At 61.9% G+C, this 14,596-nt stretch carries 12 protein-coding genes; 9 read left to right on the top strand and 3 right to left on the bottom strand.

The window, feature by feature from the left end:
• The first annotated feature begins 2 nt into the window (after positions 1-2).
• The 5 genes from ORL50_RS23935 to ORL50_RS23915 are packed head-to-tail and all read left to right on the top strand — an operon-like array spanning position 3 to position 4,571.
• Positions 3-365, top strand: a complete 363-nt coding sequence (locus tag ORL50_RS23935; protein WP_262166088.1) for an STAS domain-containing protein — start codon at positions 3-5, stop codon at positions 363-365.
• Positions 362-766 carry an anti-sigma regulatory factor gene (locus ORL50_RS23930; RefSeq protein ID WP_266018603.1) on the top strand — a complete coding sequence of 135 codons (405 nt, stop codon included), beginning with the start codon at positions 362-364 and terminating at the stop codon, positions 764-766. The genes ORL50_RS23935 and ORL50_RS23930 overlap by 4 nt, the downstream gene beginning before the upstream one ends.
• Positions 763-1,773: an ATP-binding protein gene (locus tag ORL50_RS23925; RefSeq protein WP_266018678.1), complete on the top strand. Its 1,011-nt coding sequence runs from the start codon at positions 763-765 to the stop codon at positions 1,771-1,773. Before ORL50_RS23930 ends, ORL50_RS23925 begins: the two co-directional genes overlap by 4 nt.
• Entirely contained in the window at positions 1,766-2,638 is an 873-nt protein-coding gene (locus ORL50_RS23920) for a sensor histidine kinase (RefSeq protein ID WP_266018601.1), read from the top strand. Before ORL50_RS23925 ends, ORL50_RS23920 begins: the two co-directional genes overlap by 8 nt.
• The gene (locus ORL50_RS23915) at positions 2,628-4,571 is read left to right on the top strand and encodes a response regulator (RefSeq protein WP_266018599.1); all 1,944 of its coding nucleotides are present in this window, start codon (positions 2,628-2,630) and stop codon (positions 4,569-4,571) included. The genes ORL50_RS23920 and ORL50_RS23915 overlap by 11 nt, the downstream gene beginning before the upstream one ends.
• 182 nt (positions 4,572-4,753) lie before the next feature.
• On the opposite strand, the gene ORL50_RS23910 is transcribed toward ORL50_RS23915, so the two are convergent.
• The 3 genes from ORL50_RS23910 to ORL50_RS23900 all read right to left on the bottom strand — a co-directional run bounded on the left by ORL50_RS23910 (position 4,754) and on the right by ORL50_RS23900 (position 10,444).
• Positions 4,754-7,375, bottom strand: a complete 2,622-nt coding sequence (locus ORL50_RS23910) for an excinuclease ABC subunit UvrA (RefSeq protein ID WP_266018597.1) — start codon at positions 7,373-7,375, stop codon at positions 4,754-4,756.
• A 149-nt stretch (positions 7,376-7,524) separates the two neighbouring features.
• Positions 7,525-9,636, bottom strand: coding sequence for a hybrid sensor histidine kinase/response regulator (locus ORL50_RS23905; protein ID WP_266018595.1), 2,112 nt, complete (start codon positions 9,634-9,636; stop codon positions 7,525-7,527).
• 118 nt (positions 9,637-9,754) lie between these two features.
• Positions 9,755-10,444, bottom strand: coding sequence for a GntR family transcriptional regulator (locus ORL50_RS23900; RefSeq protein ID WP_266018593.1), 690 nt, complete (start codon positions 10,442-10,444; stop codon positions 9,755-9,757).
• A 140-nt stretch (positions 10,445-10,584) separates the two neighbouring features.
• On the opposite strand from ORL50_RS23900, the gene ORL50_RS23895 reads away from it, so the two are divergent.
• Genes ORL50_RS23895 through ORL50_RS23880 form a run of 4 tightly spaced genes read left to right on the top strand, consistent with a single transcriptional unit; the run spans position 10,585 to position 14,444 of the window.
• The gene (locus ORL50_RS23895; protein WP_266018591.1) at positions 10,585-11,670 is read left to right on the top strand and encodes an ABC transporter ATP-binding protein; all 1,086 of its coding nucleotides are present in this window, start codon (positions 10,585-10,587) and stop codon (positions 11,668-11,670) included.
• 1 nt (position 11,671) lies between these two features.
• Positions 11,672-12,589 (top strand): ABC transporter permease, encoded by a 918-nt coding sequence (locus tag ORL50_RS23890; protein ID WP_266018589.1) that lies wholly within the window; start codon positions 11,672-11,674, stop codon positions 12,587-12,589.
• Complete coding sequence (locus ORL50_RS23885) at positions 12,586-13,374, top strand: ABC transporter permease (RefSeq protein WP_201119683.1); 789 nt, start codon at positions 12,586-12,588, stop codon at positions 13,372-13,374. The genes ORL50_RS23890 and ORL50_RS23885 overlap by 4 nt, the downstream gene beginning before the upstream one ends.
• Positions 13,375-13,391: 17 nt before the next feature.
• Positions 13,392-14,444 (top strand): extracellular solute-binding protein, encoded by a 1,053-nt coding sequence (locus ORL50_RS23880; protein ID WP_266018586.1) that lies wholly within the window; start codon positions 13,392-13,394, stop codon positions 14,442-14,444.
• Positions 14,445-14,596: the final 152 nt, after the last annotated feature.

The raw sequence follows: 14,596 nt of genomic DNA, 5'->3' as shown, positions 1-14,596 counted from the left end.
CGATGGAACGCATTCCAATTCTGCAGATGGGCGACTTCCTTCTGGTGACCATCCAGGTCGACATGCATGACCAGTTGGCCCTGACGCTCCAGGACGATCTGTCCGAGCGCATCAACCGGACTTCCGCTCGCGGGGTGCTGATCGACATTTCGGCGCTGGACATGGTCGACTCGTTTATCGGCCGCATGATTGGCACCATCTCCGGCCTGTCGCGGATCATGGATGCGCAGACCGTGCTGGTGGGCATGCAGCCGGCGGTGGCGATCACCCTGGTCGAGCTCGGCATGACCCTGCCGGGTGTGAGCACGGCCCTGAACGTCGAGCGCGGGATGAAATTGCTGCAGGATCGAGTACGTGAGCAATGAACGTGCGCAGCAGTGGCAGCCAGCCCATTCAGATTGAGCAGGACGTGGTCCTGGCGCGCCAGACTGCGCGCAAGCTGGCCACTGAATGCGGCATGCGCCTGATCGACCTGACCAAGATGGTGACAGCGGTCAGTGAGCTGGCGCGCAACACCATGGTGTATGGCGGTGGTGGCGACATGGATTGGCAAATACTCGACGACAACGCCCGCACCGGCTTGCGCCTGGTGTTCCGCGATGAAGGCCCGGGCATCCCCGACATCAAGCTGGCGATGACCGATGGCTGGACCTCCGGCGGCGGTCTCGGCCTGGGCCTGACCGGTGCCAAACGCCTGGTGGAAGAGTTCGAACTCGATACGGCGCCCGGCAAGGGCACTCGCATAACGATCACGCGATGGGTATGAATATCAGCGGTTCGATGACGCAGGTTTTAGCCATCGAAGACAACAGCCAGATCGGGCACGCCCGGCGTACCGCGCAGAAACTTGCCGAGCACAACGGCTTCGACGCCGTTGATGCCGGGCGCGTCGCGCTGGTCGCCACCGAGCTTGCCAGTAATATCCTCAAGCATGCCGCCAGCGGCGAGCTGCACCTGCGGGTACTGCCACGCGCGGCAGGTGCCGGGATCGAAATGCTCGCCATCGATCGGGCCAAGGGCTTTGACCTCGAAGCCTGCATGGCCGATGGATTTTCTACGGGCGGCACCCAGGGCATCGGCCTGGGTGCGGTGTCACGCCAGACCGAAGTGTTCGACGTGCATGCCGACTCACGGGGCGCCGTGCTGCTCGCCCGCCTCTATCCCAGGGGCGACAAGGCTGCGGACCAGCGCTTCGGTGTCAGCCAGCACTCCCTGCGCAACGATCCGGCCTGTGGCGATGTCTGGCACCTGGCCTTTGACGGCCCGCGCATCAGCGCCCTGGTCATCGATGGCCTGGGCCATGGCGAGGACGCCGAACGGGCCGCACGTGCGGGTGAGAAGACCTTCGCCCTGGCGCCATTCACCACCCCGGTCATGCTTCTGGAAGACATTCATCGCGACATGATCGGCACCCGCGGCGGAGCCCTGGCCATCGCGCATTACGATGGCGACGCCGACGCGTTGAAATTCGTCGGCATCGGCAACATCGGCGCCTGCCTGATCGCCCCCGGAAAATCACGCGGCCTGGCGTCACACCCCGGCATCGTCGGGGGGCAATATCGAAAGGCGCAACCCTTTGACTATGCTCAAGTGAACGGACAACTATTGATCATGTACAGCGACGGCCTGCAGTCCCGTTGGAACCTGCAAGATTACCCCGGCCTGGTGCACCGCCATCCCGCCGTGATTGCCGCCATCTTGCACCGCGATTTTTGCCGCGGACGCGACGACGTCACGGTAGTGGTCATTGCGCTGGAGACCCATCATGGCTGATGCACCCACCCATCACGACGAGCAGGCGGCCCTGGTCGCACAGCTGCAGGCCGAGGCCAACGCCCTGCGCGAGGAGCTCGACGAAACCAACCAGGGCGTCCTGGCGCTGTACGCCGAACTCGATACCCAGGCTGATCAGTTGCGCCAGGCGTCGGACCTCAAGAGTCGCTTCCTGTCGTACATGAGCCACGAGTTTCGCACGCCCCTGGGCTCGATCCTGAGCATCACCGGGCTGTTGACCGATGAGCTCGACGGCCCCCTGAGTGTCGAACAGCACAAACAAGTGGCGTTCGTCAGCAACGCTGCACGCGAGCTCAGCGACATGGTCGACGACCTGCTCGACCTGGCAAAGATCGAAGCCGGGCGCATCAATATTTCCCCTGCCTGGTTCGACATGTTCGACCTGTTCGCTGCCTTGCGCGGGATGTTCCGGCCGATTGTCGATGCCAGTGCCGTGGACCTGATCTTCGAAGAACCGGTGGGCCTGCCCAAGCTGTTCACCGATGACAAGAAGCTCGCGCAGATCCTGCGCAACTTCATTTCCAACTCGCTGAAGTTCACTACCCGCGGCGAAGTGCGGGTTTCGGCAAGGCTGCACAACGAGACTCACGTACGTTTTGCCGTCAGCGACACAGGAATAGGTATCGCCCCGGAGCTACATGGCGCATTGTTCGAGGACTTTTCCCAAGTCGACTCGCCGCTGCAGAAGCGTTTGCGTGGCACCGGGCTCGGATTGTCCCTGTGCAAACGTTTTGCCGAGCTGCTGGGTGGCGAAGTCGGCCTGGAGAGCAAGCCGGGCCTGGGCTCGACTTTTTTCGTGATCATCCCGCTGGCCATTGCCATGGAGCCCGCCGATGAAACGTGACATCCGCCTGCTGATCGTTGATGACAACGTCGCCACGCGTTATGCCTTGCGCCGGCGCCTGGAGCGCCACGGCTATGAGGTGCTGGAGGCTGGCACCGGTGGCGAGGGGCTCGAGCTGATCGACAGTGTTGCGCTCGACGCGTTGATTCTCGACGTCAACCTGCCGGACATGAGCGGTTTTGACATCGTGCGCAAGCTGCGCTGCGAACCGGCTACCGCCCTGCTCCCGGTGATTCATGTGTCGGCGGCGTCGATCCAGACCGGCGATATCATCACCGGCCTGAACGCAGGCGCGGATGCCTACCTGATTCACCCGGTCGACCCGGATGTGCTGCTGGCGACTCTGCGCACCCTGCTGCGGGTGCGTGAAACAGAAAACGCCCTGCGGGAAAGCGAGGCGCGTTTTCGCGAAATTTTCGTCAACGTCTCCGCGCCTATCGCAGTGCTGGACGCGCAGCTCAAGGTGCATGAATGCAACCACGCGTTTGCCCAACTGGTGCAGGACAACCTCGATCCGGAATCCCTGCGCGAGTGTTTTGCCCCGGACCAGGGCGCCGTCATCGATGAACTGCGCCTGCGCCTGGCGTATGGCGAGCGCTGGAAAGGCACGCTGAACATGCGCGTGCACGGCGAAATCCGCGAGACCGAATGGCAGCTGTCACCCTATCGCACCCCTGAACTCAGCCTGGTGTTCGTCGAGGACGTCACCGAGCATCGTCATCGCGAGCGCTCGCACCTGGCACGCCTGGATGACGCCACGACCCAGCTGGCCAACGAAGTCGCTCAACGCGCGCGCACCGAGGCGCAGTTGCTGCAAGTGCAGAAGATGGATGCGCTGGGCAAGCTCACCGGCGGTATCGCCCATGACTTCAACAACCTGCTGACCGGCATCATCACCAGCCTGGAACTGATCCAGAAACGCATCGCGGCGTCACGCACCGACAAGGTCCAGTTCTACACCGAAGCGGCGTTGAGCTCTGCCATGAGTGCCGCTTCGCTGACTCATCGCCTGCTGGCGTTTGCCCGCCAGCAGCCGCTCGACACCCGGCCCGTCGATATCAATGCCCAGGTGCGCTCACTGGAAGAGTTACTGGTGCGCACCATCGGCGAGCGTATTGCCCTGAAGCTTGAACTGACTTCCAAGGCAGCGATCGCCCTGGTCGACCCGGTCCAGCTGGAAAGTGCCGTGCTCAACTTGGTGATCAATGCACGGGATGCGCTGCCCCAGGGCGGCAATATCTGGGTCAGCACCTATGCCGCCTTTTCCCATGGCGATCCCAACCTGGCGGACGGTGCATATGTCGCCCTCGCCGTGCGCGACGATGGGACGGGTATCGACCATAGCGTCATCGACAAGGTCTTCGACCCGTTTTTCACCACCAAACCCTTGGGTCAGGGCACCGGGCTAGGCCTGTCGACCATTTACGGCTTCGCCCGCCAGTCCGGCGGCGACGCGCACATCCGCAGCGTGGCGCGCCGCGGCACCGAAGTCACCATCATGCTGCCCGCCACTTCCGATCCGACGACCACTGAGAAGATTCAACCCACGGCTGAGGCCCAGGGGGATGGCGAGCATGTGCTGATCGTCGAGGACATGCCTTCGGTGCGCATGTTCGTCGCCGAGGTGCTGATGGACGCCGGATACCGCTGTACCCAGGTCGGCGACATTGAAAGTGCCCTTGAGCAACTGCAGGGCGACTCGTCGATCCAGCTGCTGCTGACCGACGTCGGCCTGCCGCGCATGACCGGCCGCGAGCTGGCGGACGTCGCACGTGGCTGGCGCCCACAGTTGCCCATCCTGTTCATGACCGGCTACACGGAAAATGCGATCAACCGCCAGGTGTTTCTTGGCGATCGTATGGAAATGCTGGTCAAGCCGTTCCAGATCAATGAGCTGCTGGACAAGGTTCGGCGAACGCTTGATGGGGTTTGAGAGCAAGGATCTGTAGGAGCCTGGCTTGCCAGCGATGGCGCACCTGAGACCGCCATCGCCGGCAAGCCGGGCTCCTACAGATCAACGTCGAACACCAATCCCGCGCACACCCCAATCCCCGTAGGAGCCTGGCTTGCCAGCGATGGCGCACCTGAGACCGCCATCGCCGGCAAGCCGAGCTCCTACAGGTTGAGCGTTCTGGCCAGGAAAGGGGCTGTCTTGCTCTTCCTGCTTTTCGCCACCTTCAGCGGCGTCCCCGCCACCACAATCTGCCCGCCCTGATCACCTGCCCCAGGCCCTATGTCGATCACCCAGTCACTCTGCGCCACCACGCGCATCTCGTGCTCGACCACAATCACCGTATGCCCCGCCGCCACCAGGGTATTGAGCTGCTCCATCAGCCGATCGACATCCCGCGGGTGCAACCCGGTAGTCGGTTCATCGAGTACATACAGGGTGGCGCCGCGCTGGTTGCGTTGCAGTTCGGTGGCCAGTTTGATGCGCTGGGCTTCGCCGCCCGACAACTCGGTGGCTGGCTGACCGAGGCGCAGATACCCCAGGCCGATGTCCCGCAACACTTCCAGGGAACGGCGGATCCCCGCCTGTTCGGCAAACACCGTCACGGCTTCATCCACCGTCAGCTGCAACACCTGGGCGATGTTCAGGCCTTGCCAGGTGATCGCCAGCGTCTGGGGGTTGTAGCGCGCACCGTGGCAGGTCGGACATGGCGCATACACGCTGGGCATGAACAGCAACTCGACGCTGACAAATCCTTCACCTTCGCAGGTCGGGCAGCGGCCCTTGGCGACGTTGAAGGAAAACTGCCCGGCATCATAGCCTTGCGCCCGCGCCTCGGCGGTGGCCGCATACAACTTGCGCACGCTGTCGAACAGCCCAGTGTAGGTCGCCAGGTTCGAACGGGGGGTACGGCCGATGGGTTTTTGGTCGACCTGCACCAGGCGCTTGATCGATTCCAACCCTGCGCTCACCTGGCCACCACTGACCTGTGGCGCATCGTCCTCCAGGCTCGGTTCCTCGGCTTCGACATCTGCGGCCGGACGCCCCAGGTGCGCTCCCACCAGTTCCAGCAATGCTTGGCTGACCAGGCTCGATTTACCCGAGCCTGAAACGCCGGTGACCGAAGTGAAACACCCCAGCGGAAACTCCACACTGAGGTTATCCAGGTTATTGCGGGTGATGCCTTCCAGGCGCAGCCAGTCGGTTGGCTTGCGGCTGGTTCGCGCCTGACTCGCCTGCTCGGCGAACAAATACTCGCGGGTTTGCGATTCCTTGACCTCAGCCAATCCAGCCGGTGGCCCGCTGTACAGGATGCGCCCGCCATGTTCGCCGGCCGCCGGGCCGACGTCGATCAGCCAGTCGGCACGGCGCATGGTCTCCAGGTCGTGCTCGACCACAAACAAGGTATTGCCCGCAGCCTTCAGCCGTTGCAGGGCTTCAAACAGCGCTTCGCCGTCCGCCGGGTGCAACCCCGCCGAGGGTTCGTCGAGTACGTAAATCACGCCGAACAGCTGCGAGCCCAACTGGGTCGCCAGGCGCAGGCGTTGCAGTTCGCCGGACGACAGGGTCGGTGTGCTGCGCTCAAGTGCCAGGTAGCCCAGGCCCAGGTCTGTGAGGGTGCTGACCCGCTCCAGCAGATCCTGGGCAATGCGCTGCGCCGCCAGGCGTTTTTCCACCGACAGGTTAGGCGTGTGCCGCACATCCGGGGCGTTGGCATGCGCGCTGGCGCCATGAGCCACTCGCTCGGCGCGGGCTTGCAGGGTCTGCTGCGGGGTGAAGACTTCTCCCGCCTCCCCGGCCTCTTCCAGGTAACTTTGCGCCGCCACCGGCTTCAGCACCTCGGCAAACTGCAGCAAGGGCATCCGCGACAATTCGCCGATGTCATAACCGGCAAATTTCACCGACAACGCTTCGCGCTTGAGCCGCTTGCCGTCGCAGACCGGGCATGGACTGCCGAGCATGAACTGCGAAACGCGCTTCTTCATCAGCGCGCTCTGGGAGTGGCTGAAGGTGTGCAGGATGTAGCGCCTGGCGCCGGTGAACGTGCCCTGGTAACTCGGTTCCATCTTGCGCTTGAGCGCGACTTTGGTTTCTTGCGGAGTGAGCCCGGCATACACCGGTACGGTCGGCGTTTCCTCGGTGAAGAGGATCCACTCGCGCTGTTTTTTCGGCAGCTCGCGCCAGGGCTTGTCGACGTCGTAGCCGAGGGTGACCAGGATGTCGCGCAGGTTCTGCCCCTGCCAGGCCAGGGGCCAGGAAGCGATCGCACGTTGGCGGATGGTCAGGCTCGGGTCCGGAACCATCAGCGCTTCGCTCACTTCATAGACCCGACCCAGGCCATGACATTCCGGGCAGGCGCCCTGGGGCGTGTTCGGCGAGAAATCCTCGGCGTACAGCATCGGTTGCCCCGGCGGATAGCTGCCGGCCCGGGAGTAAAGCATGCGGATCAGGCTCGACAAGGTGGTCACACTGCCCACCGACGAGCGCGTACTCGGTGTGCCGCGCTGTTGCTGCAAGGCCACGGCGGGCGGCAAGCCATCGATGGAGTCGACGTCGGGCACCCCGACCTGATCGATCAGGCGCCGCGCATAGGGCGCCACGGACTCGAAATAGCGCCGTTGTGCTTCGGCGTACAGCGTGGAAAACGCCAGCGACGACTTGCCCGAACCGGACACTCCGGTGAACACCACCAGGGCATCCCGGGGAATATCGACATCGACGTTCTTGAGATTGTGTTCCCGGGCACCGCGCACCCTGACCATGCCGGAGGTTGGATTAGAAGTCATAGGCTGCCTTGATTGAAATGAGGTCACTTGATCTCAGGGTCACCAAGATCACCTGTACGAGCTGCCGAAGGCTGCGATCTTTTGATCTTCCCCAATCGCAGCCTTCGGCAGCTCCTACATTGGTACCGTGCGACACCCAATAATTCACTTCAACCGCTGAGCACATCGCGGACCATGCGCGTCAGCGCCTCTGGCCCATAAGGTTTGCTCAGCAAATACGTATCGGGACTGAGCTGGTGATTGCGCGAAATGATGTCGCGGGTATGGCCCGAGGTGAACAGCACCGCCACCGGTGGTTTCTGCACCTTGGCCCAGGCGGCCAGGTCCGAGCTCTTGATCAGCCCGGGCATGACCACGTCAGTGAAAATCAGATCCACCGCCACGCCCTCCAGCAGCATCTGCATGGCAATGTCACCGTTGGCAGCAGTTAGCACCTGGTAGCCTTCCTCGTGCAGCAGCTCAACGGCAGCGGCGCGCACCGCGTCGTTATCCTCGACCACCAGCACAGTTTCATGCCCGCCGGGGTGCTGTGCGTCCGGCACGGCGGTCTCGACAGGCAACGCACGCAGGCAGCGCGGAAAATACAGCTGGACCCGGGTGCCCTGGCCTTCGACGCTGGACATCTCGATATGCCCGCCGCTCTGTTTGACAAAGCCGAACACCATGCTCAGGCCCAACCCGGTGCCCTGGCCATCGGCCTTGGTGGTGAAAAACGGTTCAAACGCCTGCGCGAGAACCTGCGGCGACATGCCAACCCCGCTGTCGACCACCGCCACCCGCACATAATCGCCGGCAACAATGCCCTTGCCGGCACAGAACTGGCGGTCCAGGGCAACGTTGTCGGCGCTCAGCACCACAGTGCCCTCGCCCTTCATGGCGTCCCGGGCATTGATCGCCAGATTGAGGATGGCGTTTTCCAATTGGTTGCGGTCGACGTTGATATGCCAGGACTCTTGCGGAACCCGCACATCGATCTGCAGGGTTTCGCCCAGAGCTCGCTGCAGCAACTCGCCCAGGCCTTCGAAGATTTGCCGAGGGTTATAGACCGCCGGTGACAAAGGCTGGCGTCGGGCGAACGCGAGCAATTGCGAGGACAGCTTGGCGCCGCGCTCGACCGCCGCAATCGAGGCCTTGACCCGCCGCTGCACGTTGGCATTGTCCGGTTCGTGCCGCGCCAGCAAGTGCAGGTTGCCGGCGATCACCTGCAGCAAGTTATTGAAGTCGTGGGCGACACCGCCAGTGAGGCCGCCGATGGCTTCCAGCTTCTGCGACTGGCGCAGTTGCTCCTCGGCCTGCAGTCGTGCGCCAACTTCCTCGGCAACCCGTTGCTCCAGGTTGCGGGTGAACTTCAGCAGCGATTCTTCAGCGGTCTTGCGCACATGGATGTCGATCAACACGCCAGGGAAACGCAACGGCTCACCCAACTCATCAAATTCGCAGCAACCGCTCGCCAGCACCCACAGATAATTGCCGTCGGGGCGTAGTACCCGGTACTCGGCATTGAACGGTTCACCGGTTTTCTGCGCCTGCTCCACCAGCTCACGGACCCAATTCACATCGTCGGGGTGAATCCGCGATTCGGCGACAGCACTGGGCAAGTTGGCCAGGTCGGAACCTGGCGGAAAAGAGAAGGTGCGGGCGAATCGCTCATCGCCGGAAAGGATGTCGGCTTTCAAGTCCCAGACAAATGAGCCCAGCAACGCCCCGGCATTCAGTGCCAGGCGTACCCGTTCGTTATCGGCACGATAGGCATCCTCGGCCGCCCGGCGTCGGCGCTCGGAAATGACATGGTCGGTGGTGTCGACCACCATCGCCATAACGCCTGCCGGTCGCCCCTCGTCATCGGCGACCGGGCTGTAATAGAGGTCGAGCCAGACGTCTTCGGGAACACCATTGCGCAACAGCACCAGCTCTTTGTTGTGATAGGACAATGTACCGCCGCCCAGGCAGGTATCCACCACATGCCGGTTGAATTCGGCAACCTCCGGCCAGCCCAGCTCCACCGGCGAGCCCAGCAGGTAGGGATGGCGTCCGCCGGCGAATTCCGAGTAGGCGTCGTTGTAGACCATGAACCCGGCGCCCCCCCAGAGCATGACCATTGGCAAGGGCGACGCCAGCATCAATTGCACGGTGCTGCACAGGCTTTTCGGCCAGTCCTGGATCGGCCCAAGCTCGGTCAGGCTCCAGTCGAACGCACGAATGCGCCCGGCCATCTCACCGTCCCAGCCGGCACACCCGTGGCTTGCGTCTAGAAACTGCATCGACTGACTCTTTAGTCCCTGAAATGACACCTGTTTGCTTCGAGCATGCGCGGCGCCAATGGTTTCATTGTGCACAAGATCGAAGGATCGCAGCGGGCGGCAGGTCCTACCTGCACCCTCACACTTCAATCAGATGCTTAAGCGGATGGTAGCCAGTTTTCAGCGTGGCGGCGACGTCGAGGATGGCCTTTTCGATGCCATTGAGGTGCATGCAGGTCAATTCGATCGCCGCGCTCTGGTTGCCCGCCTCGATGTACTCGATCAGCCGCAGGTGTTCGTCATCACGGCAGGCCTCGTGGCTGTCGTCATCCAGCGCCGCCGCGTACAGCGAGGCCCGGGATATCAGTTTCTGGAACCAGTCGAGCAACACCGGGTTATTCAGGCTGCGCGCCAGCTTGATGTGGAACTCGCCGAGCAGATGAATCAGGCGCTCATGGTCGCCGTTGCGGTGCGCTTCATCCTCCAGTAGCAAGTGCTCGCGAAGGTCCTGGGCCACAGCCGAATCACGCCGGCGGCACAGTTCGCTGACGATGCCGATCTCCATCAAGCGTCGGGTTTCGAACAGCGAACGAATCTCTTCATCGCTGGGCAGTGACACCGATGCCCCCTTATTGGGCTCGGTTGTCACAAGGCCGTCCGCTTCCAGTTGCTTGAGCGCGGCCCGCACCGACGTGCGGCTGACATTAAAAAGCTCGGCCAGAGAGGCCTCGCCAAGCTTCATCCCCGGACGCAGCGAACGCTTGCTGATCGCCTCGTAAACCCCTTGGTAGACGCGATCCACGGTTGTCTCGAGTTTCTTTTCGCTCATCTGAATACTCCTCAGTGCCGGACAACTTTCCCCTGGCAATGACTGGCCAACGAAAAAAGGGGGTTGCACGGGCAGATTAATCCGGTTATTTGTAGATTGCATCCAGATATTGCATACAATAATTAGAGGATTGCACCATTATGGGTCAACCAATAGCTATCGAAGTGCGTAACGTTTCCAAGCGGTACTCTGACGATCCGGGGTTGGCTCCGGCGCTGGAAAATGTCTCGGTCGACATCGCCGACAACGAATTCTTCACCCTGCTCGGTCCCTCCGGCTGCGGCAAAACCACCCTGCTGCGCACCATTGCCGGGTTCGAGCACGTCAGCGCCGGCGAGATCCGCCTGGCGGGTGAACCGGTCAATGACCTGCCGCCCTTCAAGCGCCGAGTCAACACGGTGTTTCAGAGCTACGCGCTGTTTCCCCACATGACTGTCGCGCAGAATATCGCCTTCGGCCTCGAGATGCAGGGTCTTGATCGTAAGCAGACTGCCAGGCGGGTCGAAGAAATGCTCGCGCTGGTGCAAATGCAGCACCTGGCCCAACGCAAACCCGCCGAATTATCCGGCGGACAACAGCAGCGCGTGGCACTGGCCCGGGCTCTGGCGCCCAAACCCAAGGTGCTGTTGCTGGATGAACCGCTGTCGGCCCTCGACCTCAAGTTGCGCAAGGAAATGCAGGTCGAACTCAAGCGAGTGCAGAAAGAAGCCGGCATTACCTTTATTTTCGTGACCCACGATCAGGAAGAAGCCCTGACCCTGTCCGATCGTATTGCCGTGATGTCTGCGGGCAAGATCCTGCAGATCGGCTCCCCCAATGACATCTACGAGCGTCCCCAACACCAGTTCGTCGCCCAGTTCATCGGTGACATCAACTTCCTTCCCGGCCACCTCAAGCGTGGCCAGCACAACGAAAATCTCTTCGTGCCCAACGGCATGCCGGTAGAAATCCCCTGCCAAGCCCAGGGCCTGGACAGCGCAAAAGTGCAGCTGGCATTTCGTCCGGAACGCTCGCAACTGGTCGACCCGGCTCAACCGCACCACCTTCGTGGAGTCATCGAAGCGGTGCTGTACGTGGGCACTGCGACGCTTTATCAGTGCCGCCTGAACAATGAAATCCAGGTCATGCTGCGTGAGAACAACGAAGGCCTGAACCGCGCACGGGCCGTAGGTGATCGGGTCGCCGTCAATCTGCCGCCCCACGCCTGCCTGTTGATGGAGGCCTGAGATGAGCGTCAGCAGTTCTTCCCCCGCCCTGAGCCGCGCGCTGTTACTCAGCCCGGTGGTTCTCACCCTGCTGGCCCTGATCGCCATTCCGCTGGGCATCATGGGCTACATCAGCCTCCTGCCGCGCAATGTCTACGGTGGAGTCGACTGGCAGGCCGACTGGCAATTGCACAGTTACGTGCAGCTGTTTTTCCAGGAAGGATTCGACGGTGAACTGGAGCTCAACTGGGTCTACGCCCAGGCTCTGCTGCGCTCGGTATTCCAGGCTGGCGGCACCACGGTGCTGTGTTTCCTGTTCGGCTTTCCGGTGGCGCTGTGGATGTCCAGCCTGACTCCAGGGCGGCGCAACCTCATGGTGCTGCTGATCACCATTCCCTTCTGGACCAACCTGCTGATTCGCAACTACGCCTGGCTGATCATCCTGCGCGAGCACGGCTGGGTTGCGCAAAGTCTCAACGCGCTGTTTCCCCAGGCCGGTGGCATCACCCTGCTGTACAACGACTTTGCCGTCAGCGTCGGGCTGGTCTACAGCTTCCTGCCGTTCATGATCCTGCCGATCTACTCGACCCTGGAAAAACTCGACTGGCGCCTGGTGGAAGCCGCGTACGACCTTGGCGCCAACCGCTGGCATGCACTCAAGCGGATCATCCTGCCGCTGTCGATGCCAGGGGTGATCGCCGGCGCGCTGCTGGTGTTCGTACCGAGCCTGGGCGCTTTCATCACCCCGGCGATTCTCGGTGGCGGCAAGACGCTGATGATCGGCAACCTGATCCAGCAACAGTTCGGCACTGCGCGCAACTGGCCGCTGGGCAGCTCGTTGTCGTTCCTGCTGCTGGGGATTCTGCTGCTGTCCCTGGTGCTGTATGCCCTCTATAGCCGCAATGCGGCCAGGACCCTGCGTCGAGGAGCTGCTCAATGATCGCCCTGCACCTGAAGAAACTGCCGCTGACTCGCGAGGTCAGCCTGCTGATCCTGGCTTATCTGTACCTGCCAATCCTGGTGTTGATTGCCTACAGCTTCAACGCCAACCGTTCGGCGACGGTATGGACCGAGTTTTCCTTCGCCTGGTATGGGCGGATCCTGGCGAACCCGTCGATCCAGACCGCTGCCTTGAACTCGATCATCGTCGCCAGTATCGCCACGGTCTGCGCCACGGCGATCGCCCTGCTCGCGGCCCTGGCAACCTACCGGCCGTTCTATGGACAGAAGATGGTCGAAGGCGGGATCAACCTGCCGCTGATCCTGCCGGAGATCGTCACTGCCGTCGCCACGCTCCTGCTGTTCATGGCACTGGGCATCAAGCTGGGGTTGCTGACCGTGATCGTCGCGCACATCGGCTTCTGCATTCCCTTCGCTTACCTGCCGATTCGCGCTCGTCTCAATGACCTGGATAAAAGCCTGCTGGAGGCGGCCAACGACCTGTACGCCAACCCGTGGCAGGTGTTTCGCCGGGTCACCCTGCCCCTACTGTGGCCGGCGGTACTGTCCGGTTCAGTGCTGGCCTTCGTCGTCAGCCTTGACGATTTCATCATGACCTTCTTCGTTGCCGGCCCCGGTTCCACGACCCTGCCGGTGTACATCTTTTCGGCAATCAAGGCTGGCGTGACGCCCGAAATCAATGCGATTTCGACCCTGATGCTGGTGATTTCCATCGTGCTGGTGGTGCTGGCCTTCTGGCTGGGACAGCGCGGCAAAAACCAATGAGCCTGGAGCGTTCTGTGATGAAAATGAAAACCCTGCGTTACGGCGTCGCCGGTCTGGCCCTCAGTTGCTTCACTGTTTTTACCGCGCAAGCCGCCGAGCCCAAGGAGCTGTTTTTCTACAACTGGACTGATTACTACCCGGTCGACCTGCTGGCCAAGTTCGAGAAAGAAACCGGCATCAAGGTCACCATGGACGGCTACGACAGCAACGAGACCCTGCTCGCCAAACTGCAGGCCGGTGGTGCGGCGTACGATGTGATCGTGCCTTCGCAGTCGATCATGCAAACCCTGATCAAGCAGGACTTGCTGCTGCAGATCGACGCTGCCGCCCTGCCCAACTTCCAATACGTGAAACCGGCATTTCGCGACCCGTCGTTCGACCCAGGCCGCAAGTTCTCGGCGCCTTATTTGTGGGGGACCACTGGATTCTCCTATGACAGCGCCCGAGTGCCCGGCGGCAAGCTGGACGATTCGTGGAAAGAGTTTTTCGAGCCGCGCAAGGAGCTGCAAGGCCAGCTGGCAGCCCTCGACACCTCCAGCAGCGTGATCAACGCCGCCAGCCATTATCTGAACGTCGACGAATGCAGCGAAAACCCCCAGGACGCCAAGCGCATCCTGGAACTGCTGCAGAAACAGAAGCCGTTCCTGAAGATGTACAGCTCGGACAACACCGTGGACCGCATGGCCTCCGGTGAAGTGATCATGATGCAGAACTGGAACGGCTCCACCGCCCGCGCCACCCTGCAGAAAAACACCATCAAATACGTCTACCCGCGCGAAGGCCTGGCGATGTTCCAGGACAACTTCGCCGTGCCCAAGAGCGCACCGCACCCGGGTAACGCCAAGCTGTTCATCGACTGGATGATGAAGCCGGAAAACGCCGCGGCCGTATCGAATGCCATTGCCTATGCCAATGGAATCCAGAGCGACAAGCTGTTGGACGCCAAGTGGAAGGTCATGGACGCCATCAACATGCCGGACGAATTCGCCGCGCGCCTGCGCCCGGAGAAAGAGTGCAGCAACAAGGCGCGGGAGCTGCAGGACCGGATTTGGGCGAAGCTCAAGGGTTGATGGCCTGGCTCTAAACCGAGTCGCGGCCATCGCGAGCAGGCTCACTCCTACAGGGATCGGAGTTGGCTCACTTCCTCTGTTCCCACATTGAACCTGTAGGAGTGAGCCTGCTCGCGATGAGGCCCTCCCATACAACACAGATTTGAGGTACG

Source organism: Pseudomonas sp. RIT-562 (genome assembly GCF_026241895.1).
Classification (GTDB): Bacteria; Pseudomonadota; Gammaproteobacteria; order Pseudomonadales; family Pseudomonadaceae; genus Aquipseudomonas; species Aquipseudomonas mandelii_F.
The sequence above is the reverse complement of the archived record's forward strand: the minus strand, read 5'-3'. Positions and strand labels throughout refer to the sequence as shown.

What these genes read in the sequence shown, in the direction of transcription:
- ORL50_RS23935 (WP_262166088.1), top strand. Translation starts at nt 3, where the DNA reads ATGGAACGCATTCCAATTCTGCAGATGGGCGACTTCCTTCTGGTGACC.
- ORL50_RS23930 (WP_266018603.1), top strand. Translation starts at nt 362, where the DNA reads ATGAACGTGCGCAGCAGTGGCAGCCAGCCCATTCAGATTGAGCAGGAC.
- ORL50_RS23925 (WP_266018678.1), top strand. Translation starts at nt 763, where the DNA reads ATGAATATCAGCGGTTCGATGACGCAGGTTTTAGCCATCGAAGACAAC.
- ORL50_RS23920 (WP_266018601.1), top strand. Translation starts at nt 1,766, where the DNA reads ATGGCTGATGCACCCACCCATCACGACGAGCAGGCGGCCCTGGTCGCA.
- ORL50_RS23915 (WP_266018599.1), top strand. Translation starts at nt 2,628, where the DNA reads ATGAAACGTGACATCCGCCTGCTGATCGTTGATGACAACGTCGCCACG.
- ORL50_RS23910 (WP_266018597.1), bottom strand. Translation starts at nt 7,375, where the DNA reads ATGACTTCTAATCCAACCTCCGGCATGGTCAGGGTGCGCGGTGCCCGG.
- ORL50_RS23905 (WP_266018595.1), bottom strand. Translation starts at nt 9,636, where the DNA reads ATGCAGTTTCTAGACGCAAGCCACGGGTGTGCCGGCTGGGACGGTGAG.
- ORL50_RS23900 (WP_266018593.1), bottom strand. Translation starts at nt 10,444, where the DNA reads ATGAGCGAAAAGAAACTCGAGACAACCGTGGATCGCGTCTACCAAGGG.
- ORL50_RS23895 (WP_266018591.1), top strand. Translation starts at nt 10,585, where the DNA reads ATGGGTCAACCAATAGCTATCGAAGTGCGTAACGTTTCCAAGCGGTAC.
- ORL50_RS23890 (WP_266018589.1), top strand. Translation starts at nt 11,672, where the DNA reads ATGAGCGTCAGCAGTTCTTCCCCCGCCCTGAGCCGCGCGCTGTTACTC.
- ORL50_RS23885 (WP_201119683.1), top strand. Translation starts at nt 12,586, where the DNA reads ATGATCGCCCTGCACCTGAAGAAACTGCCGCTGACTCGCGAGGTCAGC.
- ORL50_RS23880 (WP_266018586.1), top strand. Translation starts at nt 13,392, where the DNA reads ATGAAAATGAAAACCCTGCGTTACGGCGTCGCCGGTCTGGCCCTCAGT.